At 39.0% G+C, this 26,391-nt stretch carries 26 protein-coding genes and 3 tRNA genes; 16 read left to right on the top strand and 13 right to left on the bottom strand.

The features are described from left to right. Window positions 1–65: 65 nt before the first annotated feature. Entirely contained in the window at window positions 66–899 is an 834-nt protein-coding gene (locus BV902_RS19710; protein WP_075993405.1) for an alpha/beta fold hydrolase, read from the bottom strand. Window positions 900–1,086: 187 nt separating this feature from the next. Between BV902_RS19710 and BV902_RS19705 the strand changes: the two genes are divergently transcribed. The 9 genes from BV902_RS19705 to eno all read left to right on the top strand — a co-directional run bounded on the left by BV902_RS19705 (window position 1,087) and on the right by eno (window position 6,868). Then, window positions 1,087–1,160, top strand: a tRNA-Arg gene (locus BV902_RS19705). Window positions 1,161–1,189: 29 nt separating this feature from the next. Next, window positions 1,190–1,263: transfer RNA gene (locus tag BV902_RS19700), tRNA-Arg, on the top strand. Between the two features lie 172 nt (window positions 1,264–1,435). Next, window positions 1,436–1,509: transfer RNA gene (locus tag BV902_RS19695), tRNA-Arg, on the top strand. Window positions 1,510–1,583: 74 nt separating this feature from the next. Further along, on the top strand, window positions 1,584–2,153 hold the full coding sequence (locus tag BV902_RS19690) for an adenylate kinase (RefSeq protein ID WP_046675448.1): 570 nt from the start codon (window positions 1,584–1,586) through the stop codon (window positions 2,151–2,153). A 36-nt stretch (window positions 2,154–2,189) separates the two neighbouring features. Beyond that, window positions 2,190–3,188, top strand: a complete 999-nt coding sequence (gene obgE / locus BV902_RS19685; RefSeq protein WP_046675449.1) for a GTPase ObgE — start codon at window positions 2,190–2,192, stop codon at window positions 3,186–3,188. A 177-nt stretch (window positions 3,189–3,365) separates the two neighbouring features. Beyond that, window positions 3,366–3,722, top strand: a complete 357-nt coding sequence (locus BV902_RS19680; protein ID WP_075993404.1) for an NINE protein — start codon at window positions 3,366–3,368, stop codon at window positions 3,720–3,722. Continuing rightward, entirely contained in the window at window positions 3,722–4,033 is a 312-nt protein-coding gene (locus BV902_RS19675) for a DUF2752 domain-containing protein (protein WP_075993403.1), read from the top strand. Before BV902_RS19680 ends, BV902_RS19675 begins: the two co-directional genes overlap by 1 nt. 226 nt (window positions 4,034–4,259) lie before the next feature. After that, complete coding sequence (gene carA, locus BV902_RS19670; RefSeq protein WP_075993402.1) at window positions 4,260–5,360, top strand: glutamine-hydrolyzing carbamoyl-phosphate synthase small subunit; 1,101 nt, start codon at window positions 4,260–4,262, stop codon at window positions 5,358–5,360. Window positions 5,361–5,572: 212 nt separating this feature from the next. After that, window positions 5,573–6,868, top strand: coding sequence for a phosphopyruvate hydratase (gene eno, locus BV902_RS19665; protein ID WP_046675452.1), 1,296 nt, complete (start codon window positions 5,573–5,575; stop codon window positions 6,866–6,868). 113 nt (window positions 6,869–6,981) lie between these two features. On the opposite strand, the gene BV902_RS19660 is transcribed toward eno, so the two are convergent. Genes BV902_RS19660 through BV902_RS19650 form a run of 3 tightly spaced genes read right to left on the bottom strand, consistent with a single transcriptional unit; the run spans window position 6,982 to window position 9,710 of the window. Next, a complete protein-coding gene (locus tag BV902_RS19660) occupies window positions 6,982–7,869 on the bottom strand; it encodes a DUF72 domain-containing protein (protein WP_075993401.1) in 888 nt (295 codons plus the stop codon). Window positions 7,870–7,892: 23 nt separating this feature from the next. Further along, window positions 7,893–9,062 carry an MFS transporter gene (locus BV902_RS19655; RefSeq protein WP_237241731.1) on the bottom strand — a complete coding sequence of 390 codons (1,170 nt, stop codon included), beginning with the start codon at window positions 9,060–9,062 and terminating at the stop codon, window positions 7,893–7,895. Between the two features lie 6 nt (window positions 9,063–9,068). After that, window positions 9,069–9,710 (bottom strand): YceH family protein, encoded by a 642-nt coding sequence (locus BV902_RS19650; RefSeq protein ID WP_075993400.1) that lies wholly within the window; start codon window positions 9,708–9,710, stop codon window positions 9,069–9,071. A gap of 158 nt (window positions 9,711–9,868) precedes the next feature. On the opposite strand from BV902_RS19650, the gene BV902_RS19645 reads away from it, so the two are divergent. The 3 genes from BV902_RS19645 to BV902_RS19635 are packed head-to-tail and all read left to right on the top strand — an operon-like array spanning window position 9,869 to window position 12,944. After that, entirely contained in the window at window positions 9,869–10,774 is a 906-nt protein-coding gene (locus tag BV902_RS19645; protein WP_075993399.1) for a histone deacetylase family protein, read from the top strand. Between the two features lie 10 nt (window positions 10,775–10,784). Continuing rightward, entirely contained in the window at window positions 10,785–11,843 is a 1,059-nt protein-coding gene (locus tag BV902_RS19640) for a nucleoid-associated protein (RefSeq protein WP_075993398.1), read from the top strand. 21 nt (window positions 11,844–11,864) lie between these two features. Then, window positions 11,865–12,944: a DUF3810 domain-containing protein gene (locus tag BV902_RS19635; protein WP_075993397.1), complete on the top strand. Its 1,080-nt coding sequence runs from the start codon at window positions 11,865–11,867 to the stop codon at window positions 12,942–12,944. Between the two features lie 61 nt (window positions 12,945–13,005). Here the strand turns inward: BV902_RS19635 and BV902_RS19630 are convergent, their stop codons facing one another. Continuing rightward, window positions 13,006–13,641, bottom strand: a complete 636-nt coding sequence (locus tag BV902_RS19630; RefSeq protein WP_075993396.1) for a hypothetical protein — start codon at window positions 13,639–13,641, stop codon at window positions 13,006–13,008. A 57-nt stretch (window positions 13,642–13,698) separates the two neighbouring features. Continuing rightward, window positions 13,699–14,814, bottom strand: a complete 1,116-nt coding sequence (lpxB, locus tag BV902_RS19625; RefSeq protein ID WP_075993395.1) for a lipid-A-disaccharide synthase — start codon at window positions 14,812–14,814, stop codon at window positions 13,699–13,701. Between the two features lie 230 nt (window positions 14,815–15,044). Between lpxB and BV902_RS19620 the strand changes: the two genes are divergently transcribed. Further along, complete coding sequence (locus tag BV902_RS19620; protein ID WP_075993394.1) at window positions 15,045–15,350, top strand: FtsB family cell division protein; 306 nt, start codon at window positions 15,045–15,047, stop codon at window positions 15,348–15,350. 86 nt (window positions 15,351–15,436) lie between these two features. Here BV902_RS19620 and BV902_RS19615 read toward each other — a convergent pair whose 3' ends face one another. Continuing rightward, on the bottom strand, window positions 15,437–16,150 hold the full coding sequence (locus tag BV902_RS19615) for a DUF4397 domain-containing protein (RefSeq protein ID WP_075993393.1): 714 nt from the start codon (window positions 16,148–16,150) through the stop codon (window positions 15,437–15,439). Window positions 16,151–16,480: 330 nt separating this feature from the next. On the opposite strand from BV902_RS19615, the gene BV902_RS19610 reads away from it, so the two are divergent. Beyond that, window positions 16,481–16,849 (top strand): YkvA family protein, encoded by a 369-nt coding sequence (locus BV902_RS19610; protein ID WP_075993392.1) that lies wholly within the window; start codon window positions 16,481–16,483, stop codon window positions 16,847–16,849. A gap of 54 nt (window positions 16,850–16,903) precedes the next feature. Here BV902_RS19610 and purH read toward each other — a convergent pair whose 3' ends face one another. The 6 genes from purH to BV902_RS19580 all read right to left on the bottom strand — a co-directional run bounded on the left by purH (window position 16,904) and on the right by BV902_RS19580 (window position 23,931). Continuing rightward, window positions 16,904–18,430 carry a bifunctional phosphoribosylaminoimidazolecarboxamide formyltransferase/IMP cyclohydrolase gene (purH, locus tag BV902_RS19605; protein ID WP_075993391.1) on the bottom strand — a complete coding sequence of 509 codons (1,527 nt, stop codon included), beginning with the start codon at window positions 18,428–18,430 and terminating at the stop codon, window positions 16,904–16,906. Between the two features lie 122 nt (window positions 18,431–18,552). Next, window positions 18,553–19,191 (bottom strand): uridine kinase family protein, encoded by a 639-nt coding sequence (locus BV902_RS19600; protein ID WP_075993390.1) that lies wholly within the window; start codon window positions 19,189–19,191, stop codon window positions 18,553–18,555. A gap of 32 nt (window positions 19,192–19,223) precedes the next feature. Continuing rightward, a complete protein-coding gene (locus BV902_RS19595) occupies window positions 19,224–20,147 on the bottom strand; it encodes a LysM peptidoglycan-binding domain-containing protein (protein ID WP_075993389.1) in 924 nt (307 codons plus the stop codon). An 11-nt stretch (window positions 20,148–20,158) separates the two neighbouring features. Next, window positions 20,159–20,914 (bottom strand): hypothetical protein, encoded by a 756-nt coding sequence (locus tag BV902_RS19590; protein ID WP_075993388.1) that lies wholly within the window; start codon window positions 20,912–20,914, stop codon window positions 20,159–20,161. A gap of 160 nt (window positions 20,915–21,074) precedes the next feature. Beyond that, the gene (locus tag BV902_RS19585) at window positions 21,075–22,667 is read right to left on the bottom strand and encodes a hypothetical protein (protein WP_075993387.1); all 1,593 of its coding nucleotides are present in this window, start codon (window positions 22,665–22,667) and stop codon (window positions 21,075–21,077) included. 70 nt (window positions 22,668–22,737) lie between these two features. Continuing rightward, the gene (locus tag BV902_RS19580) at window positions 22,738–23,931 is read right to left on the bottom strand and encodes a hypothetical protein (RefSeq protein ID WP_075993386.1); all 1,194 of its coding nucleotides are present in this window, start codon (window positions 23,929–23,931) and stop codon (window positions 22,738–22,740) included. A gap of 178 nt (window positions 23,932–24,109) precedes the next feature. Here BV902_RS19580 and proS point away from each other — a divergent pair, with 178 nt between their 5' ends. Both proS and BV902_RS19570 read left to right on the top strand, forming a co-directional pair. Beyond that, window positions 24,110–25,582 carry a proline--tRNA ligase gene (proS, locus tag BV902_RS19575; protein ID WP_075993385.1) on the top strand — a complete coding sequence of 491 codons (1,473 nt, stop codon included), beginning with the start codon at window positions 24,110–24,112 and terminating at the stop codon, window positions 25,580–25,582. Window positions 25,583–25,601: 19 nt separating this feature from the next. Continuing rightward, window positions 25,602–26,390: a hypothetical protein gene (locus BV902_RS19570; RefSeq protein WP_075993384.1), complete on the top strand. Its 789-nt coding sequence runs from the start codon at window positions 25,602–25,604 to the stop codon at window positions 26,388–26,390. The last annotated feature ends 1 nt before the right edge of the window (window position 26,391 follow it).

Genomic DNA, 26,391 nt, shown 5'->3' with positions numbered 1-26,391 from the left:
GCCACTGTTGTGGCTTTTTTTATTGTTTTTATATCCGATGCCGCACTTGACGACCAAGGTGATGGTTATAATGGTATATTTCGCAGGAAATCATTGAGCACCGCATTAAATTTTTCGGGTTCCTCGAGATTTGGAAGGTGCCCGGATTCTTCAAACTCCATATAGCGGACGTCGGGTATATTTTCGATAAGGATATTTGTTTGCTCTTCGCTCATCAACTTGTCGTGTTTACCTTTTATGATCAGTGTTGGAATAATAATTGTCTTCAACGAATGGGTTGTATCTGTTCGCGAAGCAAGAGCGAGTTGTGTCGCGCAAATGCTGGCGACTTCATTTCTGCGAATACAGCTTTTGACGAGTTCAACAGCTTCGGGGTTTTCACGGATTGTTTTATCGTGAAACACGTTTGCGATAAAGCCAATGGCAAATGGTCTTCTACCATATTTTAATAAAGCCTGAATGGAATCAAAACGCTTTTGTTTGCCTTTGTTGTCGTCGGAAAGAGAATTCGTGTCACAGAGGATAAGTCCTTTGAGCTGTTGTCCGATCAGTTCATAGGTTCTGAGGGCGATGTAGCCACCCATAGAGATTCCACAAAGGATGACATGATTGAGGTCGAGTTTACGAATAAACTCCACAAGATCTTTGGCAAAAACATCGACGGAGAAAAAACCATGTCCATTGGTACTTAGGCCATGTCCTCGAACATCAATGGCGATGCCTGTATAATCTTCGTCGAGTTGTAGGAGTTGTTGTTTCCAGGTGTTTTTGTTGAAGGGGAAACCATGAATGAAAATGACTGTTTTCGGAGAGGGGTATAATTTGCTTGGGCGAATATAGTAAGAGATACTGATATCTCCGATGCGAATTTTACTGAGTTTTAATTCTCTTTTGCTCATGAATGCTAACATTTGTCCGTGTCTGAAAAAAAAAGTTGATATTTTAAATATAATATTATCAACGAGATAAAAGAAATGTTGTTGTATAAAGTTTAAAAAAGAGAAAAAATGTTTGTTAAATCGATAAATATAACGATATTTGCATCACCAAAACGGAAAAGGATAACGGATTTGTTTTGGTTGCCTAGCGCTCCTAGCTCAATTGGATAGAGCATCTGACTACGAATCAGAAGGTTAGGGGTTCGACTCCCTTGGTGCGCACAAATACAGTTTTTGTATTGTTAAAAGAGGCATTCCTAGCTCAATTGGATAGAGCGTCTGACTACGGATCAGAAGGTTAGGGGTTCGACTCCCTTGGAGTGCACAAATAAAAGCCAGTCAATTTGATTGGCTTTTTGTTTTTAGAAGCATAATTGCAGGGCAGTCGATGGAAGGAGGGAACTTCTTTTTGAAAAAAAATTTGTAAAAAAACGAATTCTGACTATATTTGCGTCACCAAAACACATGGGACAGAGTTCTAAACGTAATGGTTTATTGCGCTCCTAGCTCAATTGGATAGAGCATCTGACTACGGATCAGAAGGTTAGGGGTTCGACTCCCTTGGAGCGCACAACTGAAAAGCCTAGTCATCATCTGTGATTAGGCTTTTATTTTTTAACTCGTTTTAATTTCTTAAATAAAACTATGCTAAACCTTGTAATATTTGGCCCTCCGGGTGCAGGTAAGGGAACCCAATCTGCAAAGCTTATTGAAAAATATCAATTGGTTCATGTTTCAACTGGTGATATTTTTAGAGCACATATTAAAGGTCAAACGCCACTTGGTCAACAAGTGAGCCAGATTATTGCTGAGGGAAATTTAGTGCCAGATTCGATTACGATAGCAATGCTGGAAGAGGAAGTAAAGAAAAATCCGGATGCAAAAGGATTTATTTTTGATGGATTTCCTCGTACTGTTGCTCAAGCTGAGGCATTGGATGCTTTTTTAGAAGGTATCAATACATCAATCTCGGTAGTAATTGCACTGGATGTGAATGAGGATGAATTGAAAGCACGCATCGCTAAACGTAAGGAAATTTCTGGTCGTGCGGATGATGATGCTGATAAATTGGTGAAGCGTATTGATGAATATTTCACGAAGACGATTCATGTGTTGCCGTATTATGAGGCACAAGGTAAACTTTCTAAAGTGAATGGTATCGGTGATATCGATTCTATCTTTAAAAGTTTAACAGATATCATCGATAATTATTAATTAAGATAAGTACTTTTTAGACTGTAATAAATTGTAATGGCGCAAGGTTCGAATTTTGTTGATTATGTGAAAGTGTGTTGTCGTTCTGGACATGGTGGGGCAGGTTCGGCTCATTTGCACCGTGACAAGCACACAGCTACCGGTGGACCCGATGGTGGTGACGGCGGTCGTGGAGGGCATATTATACTGAAAGGAACGACTAATCTCTGGACGTTACTCCATTTAAAATATCGTAAGCATATTATTGCGTCAAACGGTGAGTCTGGCGGCAGTTCTTTGCGTACGGGGGCAACTGGACGTGATGAGATCTTGGAAGTGCCATTGGGTACGATTGCGAAGGATGCAGAGACGGGAGAGGTGTTGTTCGATATCACAGAAGACGGTGAAACCAGAATATTGGTTCCGGGAGGAAAAGGCGGACTGGGTAATTGGCATTTTAAGTCGCCAACGCAGCAGACACCGCGGTTTTCGCAACCTGGTCTTCCAGGTAAAGAGCAGTGGATGATTCTCGAATTGAAGGTTCTTGCTGATGTTGGACTGGTTGGATTCCCGAATGCTGGTAAATCAACGTTGTTGTCAGTCGTCTCTGCTGCGAAACCAGAAATCGCGAATTACCCCTTTACAACACTGGTACCTAATTTGGGTATGGTGAGCTACCGGGATAACCGTTCCTTTGTTATGGCCGATATTCCGGGTATTATCGAAGGCGCTTCAGAAGGAAAGGGATTAGGGTATCGTTTCTTGCGGCATATTGAACGAAATTCTGTTTTGCTGTTTATGGTGCCGGCCGATACCGATCGGACGATCCGTGAGGAGTACGCAATCTTATTGAATGAACTGACTGCGTATAATCCAGAATTGGCAGATAAACCCAAATTGCTGGCTATTACCAAGTCTGATATGCTCGATGAGGAGCTGGAGAAGGAAATGGAGCAGGAGCTACCGGAAGATGTACCCTATATTTTCATTTCTTCGGTGACCGGTAAAAATATATTGCCATTGAAAGATATGATCTGGAAAGCAATCAACTCCTAAAGGTTGAATATATAAATAGAAAAGGCGCTCCATACCGTGAAGCGCCTTTTCTGTTTATATTAAATGCTATATGTTGCTAAAAAAAGAACATTTTATAAGTTTTTTTGTTAATTTCATGCTATTATTTTATCCCGGATGGAAGGCTGGTTTTTAGCCCCATTACCAAATTAAATCTAAATGAAAACAGCAGACGAAAAGTATTGTGTAGAATGTGGCAAGTTGATCAATATCAAGGCCGAGGTTTGTCCCTATTGTGGCGTAAGACAGCCTATATTTTATGCCAACCAACCCTTTCAGCAACAAAATAACACGTTTCAGGATGACAGATGGTTGCCGGCATTGTTATTTTGCTTTTTTCTAGGCCCTTTTGGAGCACATCGGTTCTATTTGGGGCAAATTGGTACTGCCGTTATTCAGCTGCTTACCTTGGGCGGTTGTGGTATCTGGTATCTGATCGATTTGATTATGATTCTTGTCGGAAAATATAAGGATGCAGATGGCAATTACATTAAGAGTCCTATAAACAATAATTAATGATTTATATCCTGCTGAAATACCTTAAATATCATTGGATCTATTCGTTGGTATTGGGGTATTTCGGGATTGCTATAGGCTTATATCTTTTCACGGATATCCATATTCTTGTTCCTTGCCTTTGGAAGGCTGCAAGTGGCTATGATTGTCCGGGATGTGGTCTTACTACCGCTTTGATTGCCTTGCTACGCTTGGAGTTTCGAGAAGCCTGGTTAGAGAATCCATTGATTTATATGCTTGTGCCGCTATTGACAGGTCTGATTTTGAGAGACTTTGCAACGTTTTGGAAGAAAGAATCAGTTGAAGAATAAAAAAATAAAAAATGTTTTCACTTTTAAGTGATATGTCGTAACTTTGTCTCCCGTGAAAATTAAAGTAGAGTCTTTATTGGTAGGTGCCTTAGGAAACGGTTTATCAATCGTGATGATGCATTGTTAATTGATATTTAGCCCATTTGAGGGCTTTTTTTATATCCAATAAAGAACGCTTTAAAATTCATAAAAGTAAGGATACACATTTTATAATATTACATCGATAATGACCAACTACAGCAAATTGCCTGCAATTTTAGTTTTAGAAGATGGTACAGTTTATCACGGTAAAGCCGCTGGTAAAATTGGTACGACTACTGGGGAAATCTGTTTCAATACAGGAACAACTGGTTATCAAGAGATTTTCACTGATCCATCTTATTTTGGACAAATCATGGTAACCACCAATGCTCATATTGGTAACTATGGTATTGATGAGGATGATACCGAATCAAATCAAATTCAGATTGCGGGACTAGTTTGTAAGAACTACAACATCAACTATAGCCGTAAAATGGCTGATGAATCTATCCAAAGCTACTTTGAAGAGGGTAATTTAGTTGGTATTTCTGATGTGGATACCCGTTCATTGGTGCGACATATCCGTGATAAAGGTGCGATGAATGCGATTATTTCTTCAGAAACATTGGATGTTGAGGAATTAAAGCGTCAATTGGCTGAAGTTCCTTCAATGGATGGACTTGAGCTGTCTTCAAAAGTAACAACAGCTGAGCCTTATTTCTTCGGTAATGAAAATGCTTCGTTACGTGTAGCGGTTTTGGACTTAGGCATCAAGAAAAATATCTTGCGCAATTTTGAGGCTCGTGATGTTTATACAAAGGTTTTTCCTGCGAAAACAACATTTGAGGAAATGGAGAAATGGAATCCGGATGGTTATTTCATTTCCAATGGTCCTGGCGATCCAGCACCAATGGATTATGCAATCGATACGGTAAAAGCTATTTTGAATGCAAATAAACCGATGTTTGGTATTTGTTTAGGGCACCAGATCTTAGCATTGGCAAATGGTATCCGCACAAGCAAATTGCATAACGGACACCGTGGTATCAATCACCCAGTGAAGAATATTATCGCCAACCGTTGTGAAATCACTTCGCAGAACCACGGTTTTGGGGTTGTGGCTGAAGATATCCAAAATTCTGAGAACGTCGAAATTACACACGTTAATTTGAACGATCAGTCTATTGAAGGTATCCGTATCAAAGGACAGAAAGCATTTTCGGTGCAATATCACCCAGAATCATCACCGGGTCCACATGACTCGCGCTATTTGTTTGATGATTTTGTAGCGATGATCAAAAACTAAATTGTACAATATTATATAAAAAAACCCTTCAGATTTCGAAGGGTTTTTTATTGTGACAATAGTACCAATTATTCAGATTAGTACTATTTTATTCATAATAAATAGGGGAATAAATACATTTTTTATTATATTTGGTTGTGAAAAATGTCTGTAGACAAGAGTGTGTCTTATCTACACTAAGTAATGAAAATAAATTATAGTCTAATAAAGAGATGAGTTTAATTATCGATGTTCATGCGCGTCAAATTTTGGATTCGCGCGGTAACCCTACAATTGAGGTAGATGTTACTACACAAAATGGTTTTGTTGGTCGTGCAGCTGTTCCTTCAGGTGCTTCAACTGGTATTCACGAAGCAGTAGAATTGCGTGATGGTGACAAGTCAAAATATCTAGGAAAAGGTGTTTTGAAAGCTGTAGAGAATGTAAACACTAAAATTGCAAAAGCACTAGAAGGTGTAGATGTTTTCGAGCAAAATGCCATCGATAAAATCATGATTGATTTAGACGGTAGCGAAAATAAAGGAAACCTGGGCGCAAATGCTATTTTAGGAGTTTCTTTAGCTGTAGCGAAAGCTGCTGCACAAGAGTCGCGTCAACCATTATACCGTTATATCGGTGGTGTAAATGCGAACACGTTGCCTATCCCTATGATGAATATCATCAATGGTGGTTCACACTCTGATGCACCTATCGCATTTCAGGAATTTATGATCATGCCTGTGGGTGCGCCTTCATTCTCTGAGGCTTTGCGTTGGGGTACTGAGGTTTTCCATACCTTGAAAAAAATCTTACATGACAGAGGTCTTTCGACTGCAGTAGGTGATGAAGGTGGTTTTGCGCCAACTTTTGAAGGTACTGAGGATGCTATCGAAACAGTTTTGAAAGCGATTGAAATCGCTGGTTACAAACCAGGTCAAGATGTTTGTTTAGCGTTGGATTGTGCTTCTTCTGAGTTCTACAAAGACGGTAAATACGATTATACGAAGTTTGAAGGTGATAAAGGTGCTGTACGTTCTAGTGAAGAACAAGCAAGCTATTTGGCTGAATTAACAGCTAAATACCCTATTATTTCTATCGAAGATGGTATGGCTGAAGATGATTGGGCTGGATGGAAAACATTGACTGATAAAATCGGTGACCATGTTCAATTAGTAGGTGATGATCTTTTTGTTACAAATACAAAACGTCTTCAACAAGGAATTGATACCCATACAGCGAATTCAATTTTAGTGAAAGTAAATCAAATCGGTTCATTGACTGAAACAATCAATGCGGTTACTTTAGCTCAAAATTCTGGTTATACTTCTGTGATGTCACACCGTTCGGGCGAAACTGAAGATGCGACTATCGCTGACTTAGCTGTAGCATTGAACTGTGGACAGATCAAAACTGGTTCTGCTTCACGTTCTGACCGTATGGCTAAATACAATCAATTGTTGCGTATCGAAGAAGAATTGGGTGGTAATGCCCGTTTCATCGGTAAAAACTTTAAATACGCTAAAAAATAAGCTAAAGTTTGATTTTTAATAAAAAAAGCCGAAGTATCTTCTACTTCGGCTTTTTTTTGGGGCAAAATATATTTTTCTATTGGTGCATCATGGACCGGATCTGATAACTTGTCTTAAAATAAGGTATTTCCTGTGTTTTTGTTGGGATAGGTTAGATCCAAGTCGAATGTTGTATTCAGTTTTTTGATAAAATGTGTCGCCAGTAACGGTGATTCCACCTCAATATTCTGGTGGATAAAGAAATACAATTTTTGCAACCCGTTTTCCCGCCATAGTTTCAGAACATCGATCCATTGATCCAGTCGATCATAGTCTGATGCATGATTTGCACCTACATACCGTACGAAAGCAATCGGGGTGGTCAGGCGCATATGAAGCATATCTCTCCGGCCTGCAGTATCGACCAGTACATTGGTCACATTGGTTTCCTCCAACAGTGCATAGAGTTCTTTTGTTACTTCGGGTTTGGAAAACCAATCTTTATTTCGGACTTCCAACGCTAGCGGGACTTCTTTTGGCCAGTCATGAAGAAATAGTTTTAAACGGGCCATGTCCTTTGGATTATAATTGTCATGCATCTGAAGAAAAGCCATTCCCAGTTTTTCATCGAAATGAACAATGGAGTCCGTAAATAATTTTACTTTATCACCCGTATTTAATAGTCTGCTGAAATGGCTGATGGATTGTGGTATTTTTGGGAAGAACTTGAAGTTAGCAGGTGTTTTCTTTTTCCAGGTCTCTACCTGGTCTATGCCAGGTGAATTGTAGAATGTAGCATTGAGTTCAATGCTGTTAAACTGTGTGGAGTAATAGGCAAGTTCGTCTTTTGTACCTCTGGGATAAAAGCCCTTTAAATCTTGTTTATTCCATTTTGCACAGCCTACATATACCTCAAAAGGTTTGTCTATTTTGAAGTGCTGTAATAAGGTTAAGGTTTCTGGTGTAGTAGGAGGAAGGGTAAAATCGATTTCCTCGGGATGTTCTACTTGGCCGAATTTCATATCAGTTTTTTCTTAATTTATAATCAAATAATAGATGAGCCAACAATGCCAACAGCGTATAACATGTGCCTACGAAAATAACACCGGGCCATTGGAAGTGTTGCCATGCTTGTGCAGCAAAAAAAAGTGCCTGTTGATCCGCCAATAAAATAGCTGACCATATATACGGTATTTAGTCGGTTGTTGGCACCGAGGTTTAGCGCATAGAAATCGCTTTGATTTAGGATATGCATCGACTGTAGGCCAAGATCGATGAGAATAACACCAAGGATCAGGCCCCAATAGTAATTGCCGAAGAGGGCGAATAATAACCAGCTGATTAACATCAATAGGATCGCGTACAAGATGATTTTTGCTTTGCCTATATAAATGGTTAGTTTATTGACAAAAGCAGCGGCAAGCGCCCCGCAGGCACCCACGAGACCAAAGGCTCCAGCAGTTGCCGGGCCATCAAAGAAAGGTGGGGCTTCAAGATGGAAAACAAGCGTTGTAAAAAATGCAGAAAAAGCCCCAAATCCCATGGCTCCACGGAAAGCAGCCAACTGTAATACAGGTTGTTTCTTGGCAAAGTTCCAGACTGATCGCATCAATTCCTTATAAGAACCTTTAAAATTAGGCAGTACCTCTGGTAGCTTGAATGCGATGGTGATGGCTGTAATGACCATAATTGCTGACGCTATCCAATACATTTCGCGCCAGCCAAAGTAGGAGCCGACAAACCCGCTTACAACCCTAGAGAGTAATATACCGATCAGCAGACCCGACATAACCATACCTATTGCTGATGCCTGCTTTTCTTTGCTCGCAAGTTCGGCTGCCATGGGCACAAAAACCTGTGGAATAACAGACGTGAAACCTATCAGAAAGCTGAATAGCAAGATAGATAGGATAGAAGTGGACATGGCCATGCCTACCAAAGAAAAAATAATGAAAAAGAAATCGATCAAGATCATTTTCTTTCTTTTAAACATATCCCCTAAAGGAACGATCAGTAACAGGCCAAAGGCATATCCGATCTGCGTTAACATGGCCGAATTACTGACCGTAGCCTCGTCAATATGTAGGTCTTTGGCAATCAAGCCCAATAATGGTTGATTGTAATAATTATTGGCGACAACTAAGCCTGTGGCGATGGTCATCAACCACAAGGTTGCTTTGGATATTTCGTTTTTTGAATCTATTGTTTGCGACATGAGCAATTAATGTAATTCATCCCAGAGATCCTGAAATTGCTGTTTCAATGTTGCAACTTCCTGTTCCAATTGTCCAATTCGATCGAGTAAGATCTGGTCGTTCGAGGAGCCGCTCACCGGACCACTATTTTCATAGGACTCCAGATTGATTTCTCCTAATAAATGGATGTAGCGGACTTCTTTATGACCCATTTGTTTAGGTAAGGACTTAAGATAGCCTTCTTGTGCCAATTTTTCCAATTGTTCATTGATTTCGCCCAACGATTCAAATTCATAAAGTCTTCCGGAGTTTGAATTAATTTCGCCGGCGGTCAGCGGTCCTCTGAGTAGCAATAAACAGACAATGGTTAATTCAGAGGGAACCAGTGGAAATTGTATGGCAAAATTGTGTTTGTACTTTGTTACGCGAGATCCACCGCCAACAACTGTCGAGATTAAGCCCTTTTTCTTTAATATATCCAATGTCGCAATAATATCTTCTTCTGTATATTGTACAACCGGTTTGCGGGAAGTCTTTTGGTTACAAGCAGCTTGTAAGCTGTTGATTGTCATTGGATAATATTCTGGGGTTACTTTTGATTTTTCGATTAGTGAGCCTAGTACACGTTGTTCCATGGCAGACAATTGGGGCAAATTAGTTGTTTCCATTTATTTTGAAGAATATAAATTTATGATCGAATACAAGTATGCTGTTATGGCAACATAACATCGGCTTGCTGTTTGTTTCTTCTCAAAGATGCCCTTTTTCTCATATAACTCCAAAAGATCTTTTTCTTATCTTCGCATGAGTAATAGAAGATTTTAAGGTGCTTAAGATAGCTTTTCGTCAAGAATTTGTCCACCCCGTCAAAGAGGGGCATCGATTTCCGATGCTGAAATACGAGTTGATTCCTTTACAGTTAAAACATGAGGGTCTGGCAGATGAGTCAAGTTTTTTCAGTCCTGAGCTCGCGAGCTTTGAGACATGCTGTTTGGTCCATGATCCAATGTATGTAAAGCAGTTGTTTGAGCTTACTTTGGATTCCAGGATGGTCCGTAGAATAGGTTTTCCATTAAGTCAAAGCCTTGTTGATCGGGAGCGATATATCCTTGATGGGACGATCCGGAGTGCTAAATATGCACGTGAGTATGGTGCTGCTTTTACCATTGCAGGGGGGACACATCATGCAGGTTATGATTTTGGTGAAGGTTTCTGTCTGATGAATGATCAAGCGACTGCCGCCGGCTACTTATTGAAGTATAAATATGCTAGCCGTATTCTCATCATTGACCTGGATGTGCACCAAGGAAATGGTACCGCCCATATTTTTGAAGGGCATAACCAGGTGTTTACCTTTTCAATGCATGGTGAGAAAAACTATCCCTTTGTCAAACAGCGTTCCCATTTGGATATTGGCTTAGCAGATCATATTACGGATATGGAATATCTCACTTTATTGGAAGAAAGTTTGGCTGATGTATTTCGGGAATTTGAGCCTGATTTCGTTTTCTACCAGGCTGGGGTCGATATTTTGGAAACGGATAAGCTGGGTAAATTGAACTTAAGCAGCAGTACCTGTCATCGAAGAGATGAATTGGTCTTTCAAATGTGCCATAAACAAAATATCCCTGTTCAAGTAAGTATGGGCGGAGGTTATTCTCCTGAAATTAAAGATATTGTCAATGCACATTGTCAGACTTTTAGAATAGCAATAGATATATATAATTTATAAGATAAGAAATATGTTTTTTCACCAAGATGCAACTTTTGAAGCGTTATCTATTCATCGTGTAGGCAATAAAGCGCAAGATGAATTTTATATTTTGTCGGATGCCCCGGTATCTCTTGAAGGAGATGACGTGTTACCTGGACTCCTGATGCAGTATTTTATGAGCCCTTTTGCAAAGGTGAATGAAGTATATCGTTTATATCATCCCAATGGAGAGTTGGAGCTGAATGAGATTTTCTATTTTGCAAGACAGTATTTTAAGGAGCAGCTTCCATTTCATGATTTTTCCCAACAAATTTCAAAACACCTTTATGAGGTATCCAACCATCCTAAAATTAAAGCTGGAGAGGTGTATGTAGTTGCCTTAAAAAATGTGCAGATCGAAGGGGAAGAACATGATGCGATTGGTATATTCAAATCTGAGAATAAAGAGACTTATCTGAAAGTATATCCGGAGCAAGGTGCTTTTATGTTGGAATATGAGCAGGAGGCGATCAATATCAATAAACTGGACAAGGGCTGTATTATTGTCAATGTGGAAGAAGAAGAGGGGTATAAGGTGCTGGTTCTCGATCAGACAAACCGTCAACAGGAGGCTGTATATTGGAAAGATGAGTTTCTGCAGCTTCGCGTGCGTAACGATAATTTCAATCAAACGGGGAATTACCTGAAAGTGTATAAGAACTTTGTTCAGGAAAAATTAGACGAAACGTTTGAATTGGAGAAAGCGGACAAGATTGATCTGATGAACAAATCCATGAATTACTTTAAGGAAAAGGAAACTTTTGTCCAGGAAGAGTTTGAGGAGGAAGTCTTGGGCAACCCGCAGGCGATTGCTTTATTTCAGGACTTTAAAGCTGGTTTTGAAGATGAATTTGACTCTCCATTTCAGGCAAGTTTTGAAATAGCAGATAAAGCGGTAAAAAAAATGGAATCTTCTTACAAGTCTGTTTTAAAGCTGGATAAGAATTTTCATATCTATGTTCATGGTAAACGTGAATATCTTGAGAAGGGTTACGATGAGGATAAAGGCATGAATTATTACAAGGTCTATTTTGAGAACGAAAGCTAATCGTTTTATATCATTATTTGAATGGAAAAGCGCAATAAAATAGCTGTTTTCACACTGCTGTTACTTCTGATTGGAATTTTTATTTTCTCCCTGATTGAGAAACATAGCCAATGGATTGAGGTGTTTTATGCGCGCGGCTTTTACCGTTTCTATAGCCATGTGCCAAGATTTATTTTTGGTTATGTTCCTTTTAGTTTAGGTGATCTATTTTATGCTATAGTAGTTGGGTTGCTACTTTATTCAATTGCTAAATTGATCGGAAATTTATGGAAAGGAAGATGGAAGAATTCCTTTCGTCCGGTTCTACTTATCATAAATTTGTTATTGGGTCTCTATTTTTTCTTTTACCTATCTTGGGGCCTGAACTATTATCGTGAACCAATCAGTACCAATGCCAATTTGCAAGTTGATAGCTTAAAGTTAGCCGATTATATCGTGGTTTTGAATGCGTTTCTGGATAGTACAAATAACTTGCGGGAGCATGTAGATCCATCCCAATGGGAAGAGCATAAAGAAACTATTCAAACGGATTTGAGTACATGGGTACAACAGGATACGGCTTTTGCTGATTTCTTGTCAAGGGGTCAAATTAGGGCAAAATCACCAATAAATAGCAGAATAGTCTCTTTTTTTGGTGTCTCGGGCTATTTTAATCCATTTACTCATGAAGCACAGGTTAATAAAGCAATGCCAGTCACCTTTTTACCTTTTACTACAGTGCATGAACTTGCGCATCAACAGGGAATTGGTTTTGAAGACGAGGCGAATTTTATAGCTTTTGTTCGCTTACAGCAACATCCACAGTCCTTCTACCGATACTCGGCTTATCTACAGACCACGCTTTATATGTTACGTGAACTGCAAGGTATGTATCCTGATTTAGGAAAGGATTACAAGGGAAGATTAAGCGCGAAAGTATTGAAAGACGTGGAAAAAGAACGGTATTTTTGGAGTCAATACACGGGTTGGGTCGACGATGTGATGGGATTGTTTTATAATCAATACCTGAAACATAACAATCAACAGGAAGGAATAGCACGGTACGATCGGATGACGCGGTTGGTATTGGCCTATGAGCTTAAAAGAAGAGGATGTAGATAATAATGAACCCATAAAAAAGGCGTATTATTCTATACTAGCATTTTATGGGTTAAGGATTTCGTTATTGTGTTGAAATTAGTTCAAATGTACCCTCAGTTCCGGCACTGCCAGAATAAATCTGTCCTTGAGGTAACCCTCTCAATCCGGTGGGAGCAGTTTTAATCCGATCATAGATGTTTCTCAAGTCTGTGTTTGCATTGACAGCGCGGCCACCTGCAGCTACGTCTCCATAGATATAGTTCGCCGCTTTTTTGTTTGTTGTTTGCGGTTTGAGACTGCCATCTGTTAAAGTGACTTTAATTTTTCCTCCGTTCCCATTGGGAAAAGTTTTGGTACCATTAAAAGCGTCATCCCCTTTTGCAATGATATAAAGGGAACCTAATTTTTGAAAATTAGCATTGATGTCAAAGTTTGCACCGTTATTCTTTCCATCGGTTCCATAGATGGTTGCCTTATTTCCAATTTCAGCATAACCAATCGTTAGCTTGACATTTTTCTTGCCATAGAACGAAAGGGTAGCATTGTCTTTCATGATTAAAGTATCGATGTGCATGACGACAGTTGAGTCTCTATTATCGATATTTTTTTTTGCCTTTTTGCCAATTTCCAGTTTAGAAATATGTTGTGTTTCTTGTGCTTTCCCAGTGAAGGTCATTGCAAAGCAAAGAAAAAAGCCTAGAATAAATTTAAATTTCATAAAACTTTTAATTAATTGTAACTAACTAGTAGTTTGACAAATAAAAGGTAAAAGAGTTTAAATTTTAGCGAGATATTTTACAATTAATTTGGCAGTTTTCTCTGATGCGCCAGGAGAACCTAGTTTCTCAGCCAAAATATCGTAGTTTTCCATCACACTTGCGCGATGAGCTTTATTATTGATAAGTTCGCCTACTTCATATGAAATATCGTATGCCGTGCAGTCGTCTTGAATCAATTCCCTCACTGATAAGAAATTATTAATTAGATTCACTAGAGAGATAAATTTAACCTTGATGACTAATTTGGCTATCCATACAGATATTGGGTTAGCCTTATAAACGACAACCTGAGGTATCTTCAGAATACCTGTTTCAAGAGTAGCCGTTCCACTTGTAACGACTGCGGCTTCTGCGTTATGGAGAATATCGTAGGTTTGATCGAAGATCACGGGAATATCAATACCTTTAAAAAACTGCTTGTAGTAGGCTTCATCAAAATTAGGAGCACCGGCGATGACAAATTGATGAACAGGAAAGAAAAACGGAAGTTCGGCCATGATAGGGAGAAGCTTGGAAATTTCCATTTCCCGGCTTCCCGGTAAAAGGGCGATCAGTGGTTTTTCTGAAAGTCCATTTTGTGCTCTAAATTGGGGATTGAAATTATAGGTTGAAATCGCATCCAAAAGTGGGTTTCCAACGTAATCAACGGGCATGCGCCACTTCTTATAAAAATCTACCTCAAAAGGCAAAATACAAAACATATGGTCGACAATCCGTTTGATTTTCTTTACGCGACCTTGGTTCCAGGCCCACACTTTTGGGGAAATATAGTAGCATGTTTTGATTCCATGTTTTTTTGCAAAATCAGCAATTTTCAAATTGAAGCCCGGGAAATCTATTAGAATGACGGTGTCCGGTTTTTCTTTTAAGAGATCATTTTTAACAAGTTTGAGATTCCTAGATATCTTTGGCAGATTTTTTAAAACTTCTATAAAGCCCATAAAAGCCATTTCTGAGGTATGTATCAATGCTTTTTTTTCGGCCTCTGCTTGCATTAGATTTCCCCCGACTATTTGGAAAGTCGCATTGGGGTCTTCCATTTTTAATGCTTTAATAAGATTGGCACCATGTAAGTCCCCTGAAGTTTCACCTGCAATAAGATAGTATTTCATATGTCAACGATTTATTCTTTAATGATCATTTGGAATATCTTTTATCGTTAAAACTGCGTTTCGTCTTAACGATGAGTATTTCATTGAAATGATCGTTTTTGAACTGTTAAAGATAAGATTATTCTAGGTATATGATGACTTTGAACATATTATTCCATATCTTTAATTAAAGATGTTCAACTTTTGAAGAAAATATCCTAAGTATAAAAGCTAAATAGTATTTTTGTCTTATGCAACGATTGTGGTCTTTAATAAGAAATAAGTATTTGCTAGCCGCTTTGGCTTTTCTCGTGTGGATGTTATTTTTTGATCGAAATGACTTTGCCACGCAGTATAGTTATCAAAAGCAGAAAGCAAATTTGGAAAGTGAACGCTCCTTCTATCTGAAGGAGAATGCCGCCATCATTAAGACAATTAACGATATTCGATCAAATCCGCAAGAAGTGCAACGTATTGCTCGTGAGAAGTATAAGATGAAAAAAGATAATGAGGATATTTATGTGATTACTAAAGTAGCAGCTAAAGAGAATCATTAAGATCTACAGTATCGTATAAAATGAAAAACAACGGCCATCATGTTTACATGACGGCCGTTGTTATAAAGTATATAGATATGGGTATTTTAATTTGCGGCTTGCGCTACTAAACCAATGTATAATGGTTTCTTTTCATCATTAGCTTTACCTATGAGTATTAATGAATAATAATAGCCTCCAACCAATTTAATGTCGCTGCGTGTTGCGATTGTTTTCCCCGCTTTATCACGAGCTGTTACAGTGAATGTACCACTTTTTTGAGCGATGAAGCCCTGATGGGCACTTGCCGAATTCTGTGTTTCTTGTGCTCTATTTGTCCATTCTGATGGGGAAGCCTGATCGCCTATTTTAAGGCTAACTAAATCCGTACCTTCAGCAAGATTAAAGAAGCGTAAACCAGACTCTGTATTTTTGATGTCTTTATTGATTCGATCTGTAGTGATCACCTGTACGGGTTTGGATTTCGTTCCAAATAAAAAGGATGTATATATGGTGCTGTCTTTGACAGTTATTGTTGTATCTGTCAAGATAGTATTATATTCAGCAGAAACTGCTATTTTTCGTGCGCCTGTAAATAATAAGCCTATTTGAGCATAACTCTTGAATCCCAGTGGATAATTGGGGTTTTGAAGTGAGCCTCCGTCCGCATAATAGATAACTGCATTGGAGTCGCTGTAGCCATTGACCATGGTAAACAATGCACCAGGAATTGGCTGGTCATCGTTATCTTTTAGACAGCTTGTTAGAAAGAAGGCCGCTAAAGCAATAGCAATAAAATTAAATAATCTATAGTTTTTCATAACCGTGTAATATTAAAATCTGTTTTTGTGACTCACACTGCGCTTGTGTTGTCTATTATACGGAGATGACTGACACTTTGCTACAGCGATTTGTAAAAATAATAAAAATCTATATTCAGACCTCGTTTTTTATTCCAATAGCCTTTACAAGCCAGTTTTTAAAGATGGTGGTTAATCGAATCGGCAGCAGATGCATATGGTTCCTAGGCAAAATTTAATCAGTTTGAGGGAAAGGATTTGCTTATGTTGCGATATGCAATCCGATTTTGATTCGAGTTTGGTTTAGCGCGAGGATTTGGATTGTTAAATTAGTAATCCTAATTTTGAGGTATGAACAATAGAATCAAAAGAATTGCGAAGGGAATGTTTGAGCAGTTTAGGCATCGTAAAATTACGGAATCTGAATTTGTACAGGCGGAAGCAAAAGCGAGGAATCTAGGGGGCTATATGGACGACTTTAACGTATTAATTGCAATGTGTAAGGACACAGTTACGGGGAAGTATAAAATGGATAAATGGAATTTATCGATTATTATTGGAACGATACTTTATGTGGTTTCGCCGATTGATGCGATTCCTGATTTTATTCTTGTGGGCGGGTGGATAGATGATGTGGCCATTGTTGGTTATGCGATTCGCAAACTTAGCGCTGAGATGGAACAGTATAAGCGTTCAAAGTTTCCTGTAGAAGCGAGATAAATAAAAAAAGCTACTTTAGAAAAGTAGCTTTTTTTATTTATTATTGAAGTTCAACTAGTGCTTAAAGTGTCTAACACCTGTTGTTACCATGGAGATTCCTTTTTCATTGGCCATATCAATTGACAATTGATCTTTGATTGAACCACCAGGTTGCAATACCGCCGCGATACCAGCTTCTGAAGCAATTTCCACACAATCAGGGAAAGGGAAGAAGGCATCCGATGCCATTGCACAGCCTTTAAGGTCAAAACCGAAAGAAATTGCCTTCTCAATAGCTTGTTTCAATGCATCTACACGTGAAGTTTGCCCTACACCTGAAGCTAACAAAGTGCCATTTTTAGCAAATACGATTGTATTTGACTTGGTGTGTTTTACAATTTTGTTCGCAAAATAAAGGTCCTCCAGTTGTTCTGCAGTAGGCTGTACTTGTGTTACCGTAACCATTTGTTCAGGTCCTTCAATCGTATTGTCTTTATCTTGAAGAATGACGCCGTTCAATAGAGTTTTGAACTGTTGTTCTGGCAATGTAACCTCTTTACGAACCAAAATAATTCTGTTTTTCTTTGCGGTAAGTATAGCGATCGCTTCTTCAGAATAAGAAGGTGCAATCAACACCTCGAAGAATAATTTATTGATCTCTTCAGCTGTTGCAGCATCAACTTGACCATTCGTTATTAAGACTCCACCGAAAGCTGAAACAGGATCACATGCTAAAGCATCTAACCAAGCTTGTTTGATTGTTGAACGGGAGGCAACTCCACAAGCATTGGTGTGTTTTAAGATCGCGAATGTAGGTTCTGTGAACTCATCAATCAAAGCAACGGCAGCATCAACGTCAACCAAATTGTTGTAAGATAGCTCTTTACCGTTTAATTTATCAAACATCTTATCTAAATCACCGAAGAAAGTGCCTTTTTGGTGCGGGTTTTCACCATAGCGCAACACCTGCGCTTTTTGCTCAGATTGTTTAAAAACCTGAAGCGGATTTTCTTGATTGAAATAGTTGAAGATTGCTGTATCGTAATGAGAGGATGTATTGAATGCACGTTTAGCAAATTCTTTACGTTGTTCCAATGACGTATTACCTTCTTGGTTTGCTAGTATTTCTTCCAATTCTTTGTAATCATTTTTGGAAGAGATAATAACGACATCGTTAAAGTTTTTAGCGGCAGCGCGTATCAATGAAATTCCACCGATATCTATTTTCTCGATAATATCTTGCTCGGATGCACCGGAAGCAACAGTTTCTTCAAAAGGGTACAAATCCACAATAACCAAATCGATCTCAGGTATTTCATACTGAGCAAGCTGTTGTTGATCCGACTCAAGCGGGCGGCGTGCCAAAATACCGCCAAATACTTTTGGATGCAATGTTTTTACACGGCCTCCTAAAATAGAAGGGTAGCTGGTGAGGTCTTCAACTGGAACAACATCTATACCTAAATCTTTGATAAATGTTTCTGTTCCACCAGTGGAATAGAAGGTAACACCGTATTTGTTTAATAATTCAACTAAAGGAGCAAGGCCGTCTTTATAATAGACTGAAACCAATGCATTTTTAATCTTTACAGGATGGTTCATTATGATGGATTTGTTTCGTGGCGCAAAGATAGGTATTTAAAATCTTGATATCAATAAATCAAGTACTTTAAATAGAAAGGAGAATCTGTTTACGAGATTCTCCTTTCTACATTGTTTTAATTTTATACCAAATTGAGCTTTAATTTTAGCTCTTCAGAAATTTGGTTGGTGATATCCCAGATTGGTTCTGGTTCATCGGTATTGTTAAATATGACCTGATCGCACGTATCCTGATAGGGAAGTAGGTACTCGTTGTAGGATGGTAGTACATGGTTTATCCATTTGTACATGACATCATCTTCAAAGTAGCCCCGTTCAACCAGATCGCGGTGTAGACGTCTTCTTAATGCGATATCCTGATCAGCGCTTAAAAATATCTTATGATTGATTAAATTATTAATTTCCGTATAATAGAAAATGAATAGGCCCTCAATAATTAAAATGGGTGCCGGTTTAATCTCTAGTATTTTGGGTGTTAATGAAGGGTTGTTAAATGTATACTCTTCTTTATATATTGTCTCACCGTTAAAGAGTGCCTTGATATCTTTATAAAAAGCATCTCTGTCGATTGATGTCGGAATATCGAAGTTATAGAGCCTATTTTCCTCCTGGGTTTTAGTATTGGCAGGGATGTAATAATCATCTTGGGAAATTAAGGTTACCTCATTAGGCTTAAAATGTTTTAAAAAACTATTTAAAAAAAAAGTCTTTCCAGAGCCACTACTTCCGGCAATTCCTATGACATACGGTTTGTTATTCATTCTTACTATGCTATAAAAGCTATTTTATTCTGTTAATTTTCTAGAGGTAATCCATACGCAATTTCGACCTGGAAGCGTTTGTCAAGTGCGCCTATGCTTGCGGCGGCAGACTTTGACAACACGACAATTGCATTTTGGTTTTCGGCATTATCATTAAATTTACCGACCACTTTAGCGTAAGTAACACTTTTGGTCATTGGGTTGGTAATTTTTAGAATAGTACCTACTGGAGCGCTCTTATGAAGAGCAAGGTTGCTTGTACCCTGGGATGAAAGTCCATCAATCCACACACCGATACCACGTTCGGACTTTTCGCGTATTCCGTAGCGGTTTGTTGAAATTTGATTTTCTTCTTTATCGTCATTGTCTGTAGAATCAGGTGTTACAATTTCGATTCCTTTAGGTTCAACTAATTTTGGCCGTTCAGGAGGTAGGGGCTGGTTGGGGATCATAAGCTTCATTCCACCGCCAATAACGTTATTTTTTAAATTGTTCGCTTTTTTGATATCTTCAACAGAAATACTGAATCTTTTAGATATGGCATAAAGTGTCTCTTTCTCTCCAACGATATATTCCGTAAAACCTTCTTGCTGTTGCGGATTACGCGGGTTTTGCACTGCCGTATTTCCACGGTCGTTGCTTACTGTTGATTTCGCTTTTCGACCTGTCGGAATCTTAACAATTTGCCCCAGGCTTAATGTTCCATTACCATTTATTTGGGTCAATTGACCCACCGTTGTTTTATACTTTTTACTTAACTGGTAATAATTGTCTCCTTTTTCAATTTTGAACAACACGTATTCTTCACCATTGATTGCTTCAGTCCCTACTGAATCAGGGATAAAATCAGTACGTAAAGAAGTTGAATTCTTTGCTTCAACTTGTTGAATAGCTAATATCGCGATGGATAGAATAGCTATCTTTTTATATGTTTTTAATTCGAATAAAACTTTCATATATTTTGCAATTATACTAAATACGAAACAAACTCCCGTTTATTATCTGTCAAAAGGAATATTTGTTCGTGAATAAGAAAATAAATGTTGAAGAGCTTTAGTTCCAGCTCGGAAACTGCAATAATAGACTCTGTCAATTTTTCTTTTGTGGATTGCACTAGCCTGATTTGATAACGATTGTTTCTGTCTTTTTCATAGAAAGCCCAAATAAAGTAGTCATTCACCGTATTTATCCAGATTTCACCATCAATTGGGAAGTCCTTCAAAAAAAGGGGAATTTCACCATTGTAGATAATAGGATAGACGAGCTCGCTGGCATAAGGTTTAAAGGGAATTTCATTTTTGCTTTCAATCGACATCGATTGGAGGTTCAAAAATAATTGGAAGCCTTCTGCTATTACTTTTGGTCTAATAAGTACACCTTGATCAACCATACCGATGAATATGTAGTTGAACCAGGTTTCTTGTAGCTGTGGGTTGTAGCAATCGATTACCTGTATGCCTGCGTCGATAGGTGAATTATTGGCAATCTTCTTAAGTATTAATTTTTTGCATTGAATTCCAGCTAGGACCCACTCTTTGGCTATTGCCTTGAAGTCTTGTAATACGTAAGTTCCTTCAAAAGTGACTACATTAAAATAGGGTAGGGTATCGTCTGGGTTTCTGGTCTCCACAGCGATCAATTTATTCTCCGCATCGATTTCTATCCGCCAAATGGGGTATGTAAAAATGAAATTGAATGCTTTTGAAATTGTGTGATTTGCCATGTAATTTTCAATCCAAGGGGACAAACTTAGATAAAGTTACCTTTATATACAAGTATAATCACGCGTAAACTAATTTTATCGTGTTTTATGTTTGTTTTCTGCTATTTTTTCTCAAAAAAAAAGTCCAGACATCGCTGGACTTTTTTGAGAAAAATATAGTTTAAAATTTTGAACCAACTGTTAGTACAACATTAGTCCGTTGATTTTTTATGTCTGCTACAGGACTAGCATTATTCCAGTAGTTCTCATTAATCAAATATGGGCTTTCTTTGTAGTTGACTGCATTATACGCGCCAGTCAAATCAACATACATGCCACGGCCAAGTTTAGCGCCAATACCTAAAGATGCTGTATAATTCGTATAGTCTGCATTTTTATAGGGATTACCACTGTAGTTGAAACCAGCTCTTCCGCTGAATACATTGTCAAACATCACTTCACCACCAATTCGGGCATTAAAAGCACCTTGGTAAGTATCTTTGATGTTTTGGTTCATGTTCTTTTCTAACGTTTTACTGTAGTTTCCTACATCTTTAAAACGCATAGCTGCATAATCTACCCATTCGACATCAGCGGTTATTAGCCCTCTTGAAAATAATTGGCTCGCCCCAAGAGACAATTTATAGGGGGTATTCATATTATATTCCAAGTAACTGTGTCCTGCGTCATCACTGGTTCTATACTCTTTAAATGATTTGTCTTCATTTGGTCTGAAGTAACGGAACTCAGAATTACTATACGATTCATCCCGGATGCTCATAAATGTAGGTGACTTAGCGGTGAATCCCATGCTAAACGTTGGCGTAAATTTATAGATTACCCCAAGTTTAAAGTCGACACCGGTACCATCAGTGGCTTGCGCATAATCATCATATAATTCATAATCTTTATCCAACATGGCATACTTTTGGGCATTGGTTGGTTTTAAAAATTCTGAATCTTTGTTGATGGCTTTTAATTGGTCGGCGGTCATTGTTTGACCATATTCTGTAAACCAGCTGGAATTGTCGTAGCTAAATGCGGTGAAACCTAAAGAGGCTCCTAAATACAATTTGTTACTATAATTGGCTCCAAATGACAATACAGATTCGGATTTACTACCTTTTTCTAGAATGGAATTTACTTGATTAAAGCCATTTTTTCCATCAAAAGTTCCGCCGACAGTAATCGGGATATAAGCGCCTGCATTTTTGGGGTCTACGTCGAATAATAAAGAGTTGTTATAGACTTCCTGGCCCCAACCTTGTGTTCCTCCGACGTCCGAAAGACGGTCTGAATAAGCATCTGATATCGAACTTGTATTATTTACTCCTCGATACTCTAGCAGGTTGTTATAGACATAATTGCGGTTATAAGCAATACCAACATTAAAATTCAACCAGCCTCTATCCAGGTTACCTCCATTGCGGTAAGTTGGGAGGTGAAAAACGATTCCAGCATTATCTAAGTTGAAATTATTCTTGCTGCTGTTTGAGTTTTGACCAAAATAGTCGGTTTTGTTTTTATTGTTAAGGTACCTACCAGTTACTGATACATCAGACTGATTGAAGTAACCCAAACCTGCAGGGTTACTCGTAATTGAACTTATATCTCCACCTAATGCAGTTGAAGCATTTCCCATGGCTTTAAAACGAGCTGTTCCGCCATTGTCCCCTTGGGAGAATAAAAGTACATCTTTCGTATATTGCGCTTGAGTAGTCCCTGCTGCACCTAAAACGAATGCAGTTCCAAAAAGTAATTTTTTGATTGTCATATGCTAAAATATCGTCAATAATAATCAGTAGCACACAAGATGCTGTATGCTACTGTTTAAATGCTTTTAACTATCGAGTACGTCCTCCACTTGATCTTGAGCTACCGCCTCCGGAGAAGCCTCCTCCCGAAGATCTAGAACTACCACCTCCAGAAAAACCACCACTAGAGCGGGATGATGAACCACTATCATAGCTTCTTGTTGGCGGAGTATACGATGGTCTTGACGTTGAGCTTGGGTTGCTGGAACGTGTTTCCATCGAACGGCTCATTGGACGAGATACCTCACCTGAACTGTTTCGTGATCTGGAATCATTATTATAATATCCGCTAGAGGTGCTCCGTGTGTTGTTTGGATAGGAACCATTGACTCTATCTGAGGTTCTTGAACGCATACCGTCTGAGTAAGCTCTATTCGACACACCATCCGATGTTCTTGTTCTTCCTCCAGTTCTATCGTATGAAGAGCTCCGTGACGATACTGTGCCATCAGAATTTCTTGATCTGCTAGCAACGGATGTAATCCTTCCTCTAGAATCACGTGCTACGCCGGTACGGTCATATCCTCCAGAATTTCGAGCAACGCTGTTGCGGTCATATCCACCTGAAGTTCGGGTTCTTGATGATGAACTGCGCGTGTTATAGTTGTCTCTGTATACAGATCTACTTGATGCATACCGTGGTCTTGAGTTACCCCAGGAACCACCGCCCCAGTAACCGTTTCCGTACCAACCAGATCCCCAGTAGCCGCCGCCATACCAGCCACCCCAAGGTCTGTAACCGCCATACCAAGGAGATCCCCAGCCCCAGCTAGATCCCCAACCCCATCCGAGGCCGATAGACCAAGATGAACCCCATCCAGAGTTCCATCCCCATCCCATTCCGAACGATGGGCCGTATCCGTACCAACCGCCGAAACCATAACCATACCATGGATCAAAAAATGGGTCGAAATACGTCATGCCCGGACTAGCGTAATAGAAACGGTTGATACGATTGGCATATTCAAGATCTTCATAGGAATCATTGTTGTAATCCTGATCAGAATATTCGTCATCATAGTAACCGCCTTGCGCTTGCCCGTTTGGTTGGGCCTGATCTGCATCTGTGTAATAGTAATCTGGGCTTTGATAAACCTTTTGTCTAGCTTGCCCATTATTGCCATAGACATCGTCGCCATAGATTTGCCTACTTGTACCGCAGGAACCAAGCATGAACGCTCCTGTTATGGCAAGTGCTCCGATAAATAATCTATTTTTTTTCATAATATCCTAAATCCTTATTTTCGATTATACAGCCTTATTTACTATCTTAGACGCAAATTTCTCAAGGGGGTTTAATCGAAGTAATCAAAAATACAAATATTTTTTATTGAACGCTTTTCGTATTAGAATTACAGACGAGATTTAACGTAATAATGTTACAATAATTTATCAATTTCATATGAGTAAAGGAATAACAAGTCGTGCTGAAGATTATTCACAATGGTATAACGAGCTTGTGATTAAAGCTGATCTAGCTGAAAATTCAGCTGTACGAGGCTGTATGGTGATTAAACCCTACGGATACGCTATCTGGGAAAGGATGCAAGCGATCTTAGATAAAAGATTTAAAGAAACAGGTCATAGCAACGCTTATTTCCCTTTATTCATTCCCAAATCGTTTTTTTCTAAAGAGGCGGCGCATGTGGAAGGCTTTGCTACCGAATGTGCGGTAGTAACTCATTATCGATTAAAAAACGATGGTACAGGTAAGATCGTCGTGGATGAAGACGCGAAATTGGAGGAAGAGTTGATCGTGCGCCCGACTTCCGAAACGATTATTTGGAACACCTATCGTGGATGGATTGAATCTTATCGTGATCTTCCAATTTTGGTCAATCAATGGGCGAACGTTGTACGATGGGAAATGCGTACACGTCTTTTCTTGCGTACTGCCGAGTTTTTATGGCAGGAGGGCCATACAGCCCATGCAACAAGAGAAGAGGCTATTGAAGAAACAGAACGTATGCTTGATGTGTATGCTGAATTTGCTGAAAAGATACTGGCTGTGCCTGTTGTACGTGGTAGAAAAACAGAAAACGAGCGTTTTGCGGGTGCCTTGGATACGTATTGTATTGAAGCATTGATGCAGGATGGAAAAGCATTACAAGCAGGAACTTCTCATTTTCTTGGCCAAAACTTTGCAAAGGCGTTTGACGTGAAATTTACTTCTAAAGAAGGTAAATTGGAACATGTTTGGGCGACTTCCTGGGGGGTTTCTACACGTCTGATGGGCGCATTGATTATGGCTCACTCAGATGATCAAGGATTGGTATTGCCGCCAAAATTGGCACCAATTCAAGTTGTCATCGTTCCGATTTTTAAGACTGAAGAAGAAAAAGCGCAAATCGATGCATTTGTGAATCAGTTGACCAATGAATTGCGTGTGAACGATATATCGGTAAAATACGACGATCGGGACACACAACGTCCAGGTTTTAAATTTGCAGAATGGGAGTTAAAGGGTGTTCCTGTACGTGTAGCTGTTGGAGCGAGAGATATGCAAAATGGTACAGTAGAATTGGCGCGTCGTGATACTCAAACGAAAGAAACGGTTGCTCAGGAAGGCTTGGCTGGTACCATTGTACAATTGCTGGATACAATACAAGAAAATATATATCAAAAAGCGTTAAATTTCAGGACATCTCATTTTACTGAAGTGAATTCTTATGATGAGTTTAAAGAAGTACTGGAAGGTAAGGGTGGTTTTATCTCTTGTCATTGGGATGGAACAACAGAAACGGAAAAACGTGTAAAAGAAGAAACTAAGGCAACAATTCGTTGTATTCCTTTGGATGCGAAGGAAGAGGAAGGTATCTGTATCTTTACAGGGAAACCTTCAAGTCGACGTGTACTGTTTGCAAAAGCTTATTAATAAATAGTGTTGTCGTAATATGAGGATACTCATTTTGGGATGCGGTTGGCTCGCAGAATCTTTTGCGATGCATATGAAGCATCAAGGCCATGAGGTTTGGGCTAGTACAACAACATCTGAGAAATACCATCGGCTTAAAGCCGATGGTATTTTTTCGTTTATTTTAGACTTTGATTATGAAAATTTTCCAGCACAGGTAGATTTACCTACTCAATTTGACTTCGTATTAAACAGTATACCTGCAAGTCAGAAAAATAGTGTAGCGATCCTTGAAAACAGATTTTCGAATATCAAATCATTTTATGCGCATATGACATGGAAGAAACAAGTCTTCCTGAGCTCTATTGGAATTTATCCGGACAAAGATGGCGTATTTGATGAATCCTATGCAGATATAACCGAACTTTCATCAAAACTCTTGCTTGCTGAAGCAAGTATGTTGGGATTGGCTGATACTATAATTTATCGATTAGGAGGTTTGTTTGGTAAAAATCGTGTTTTTGCCAAATATTTTTCCGAACGTATCTGTACGACGGGGGAACAGCCCGCCAATTTTGTTCATATCGATGATGTGATCAGACTGTTAGAGGCAGCATCTTGCAATGCGCTTAAGCATACTGTATACAATGTTGTTGCTCCCTTACATCCTAAGAAAAAGGATGTTATTCTAGCTTCGGCAAAAAAATATGGCTATGCTTTGCCACTTGCGTTCGAAGCCGGGGATGTGACGCAAAAAATAGTTAGCGGAAGATTACTTCTAGAGGAACTGGATTATCAATTTGTCCTGCCTGATCCTTTGCAATTTTAAT

Source organism: Sphingobacterium sp. B29, assembly GCF_001952815.1.
GTDB lineage: Bacteria > Bacteroidota > Bacteroidia > Sphingobacteriales > Sphingobacteriaceae > Sphingobacterium > Sphingobacterium siyangense.
Note: the sequence above shows the minus strand (reverse complement) of the source record. Positions and strands in the feature narration are given on the sequence as shown.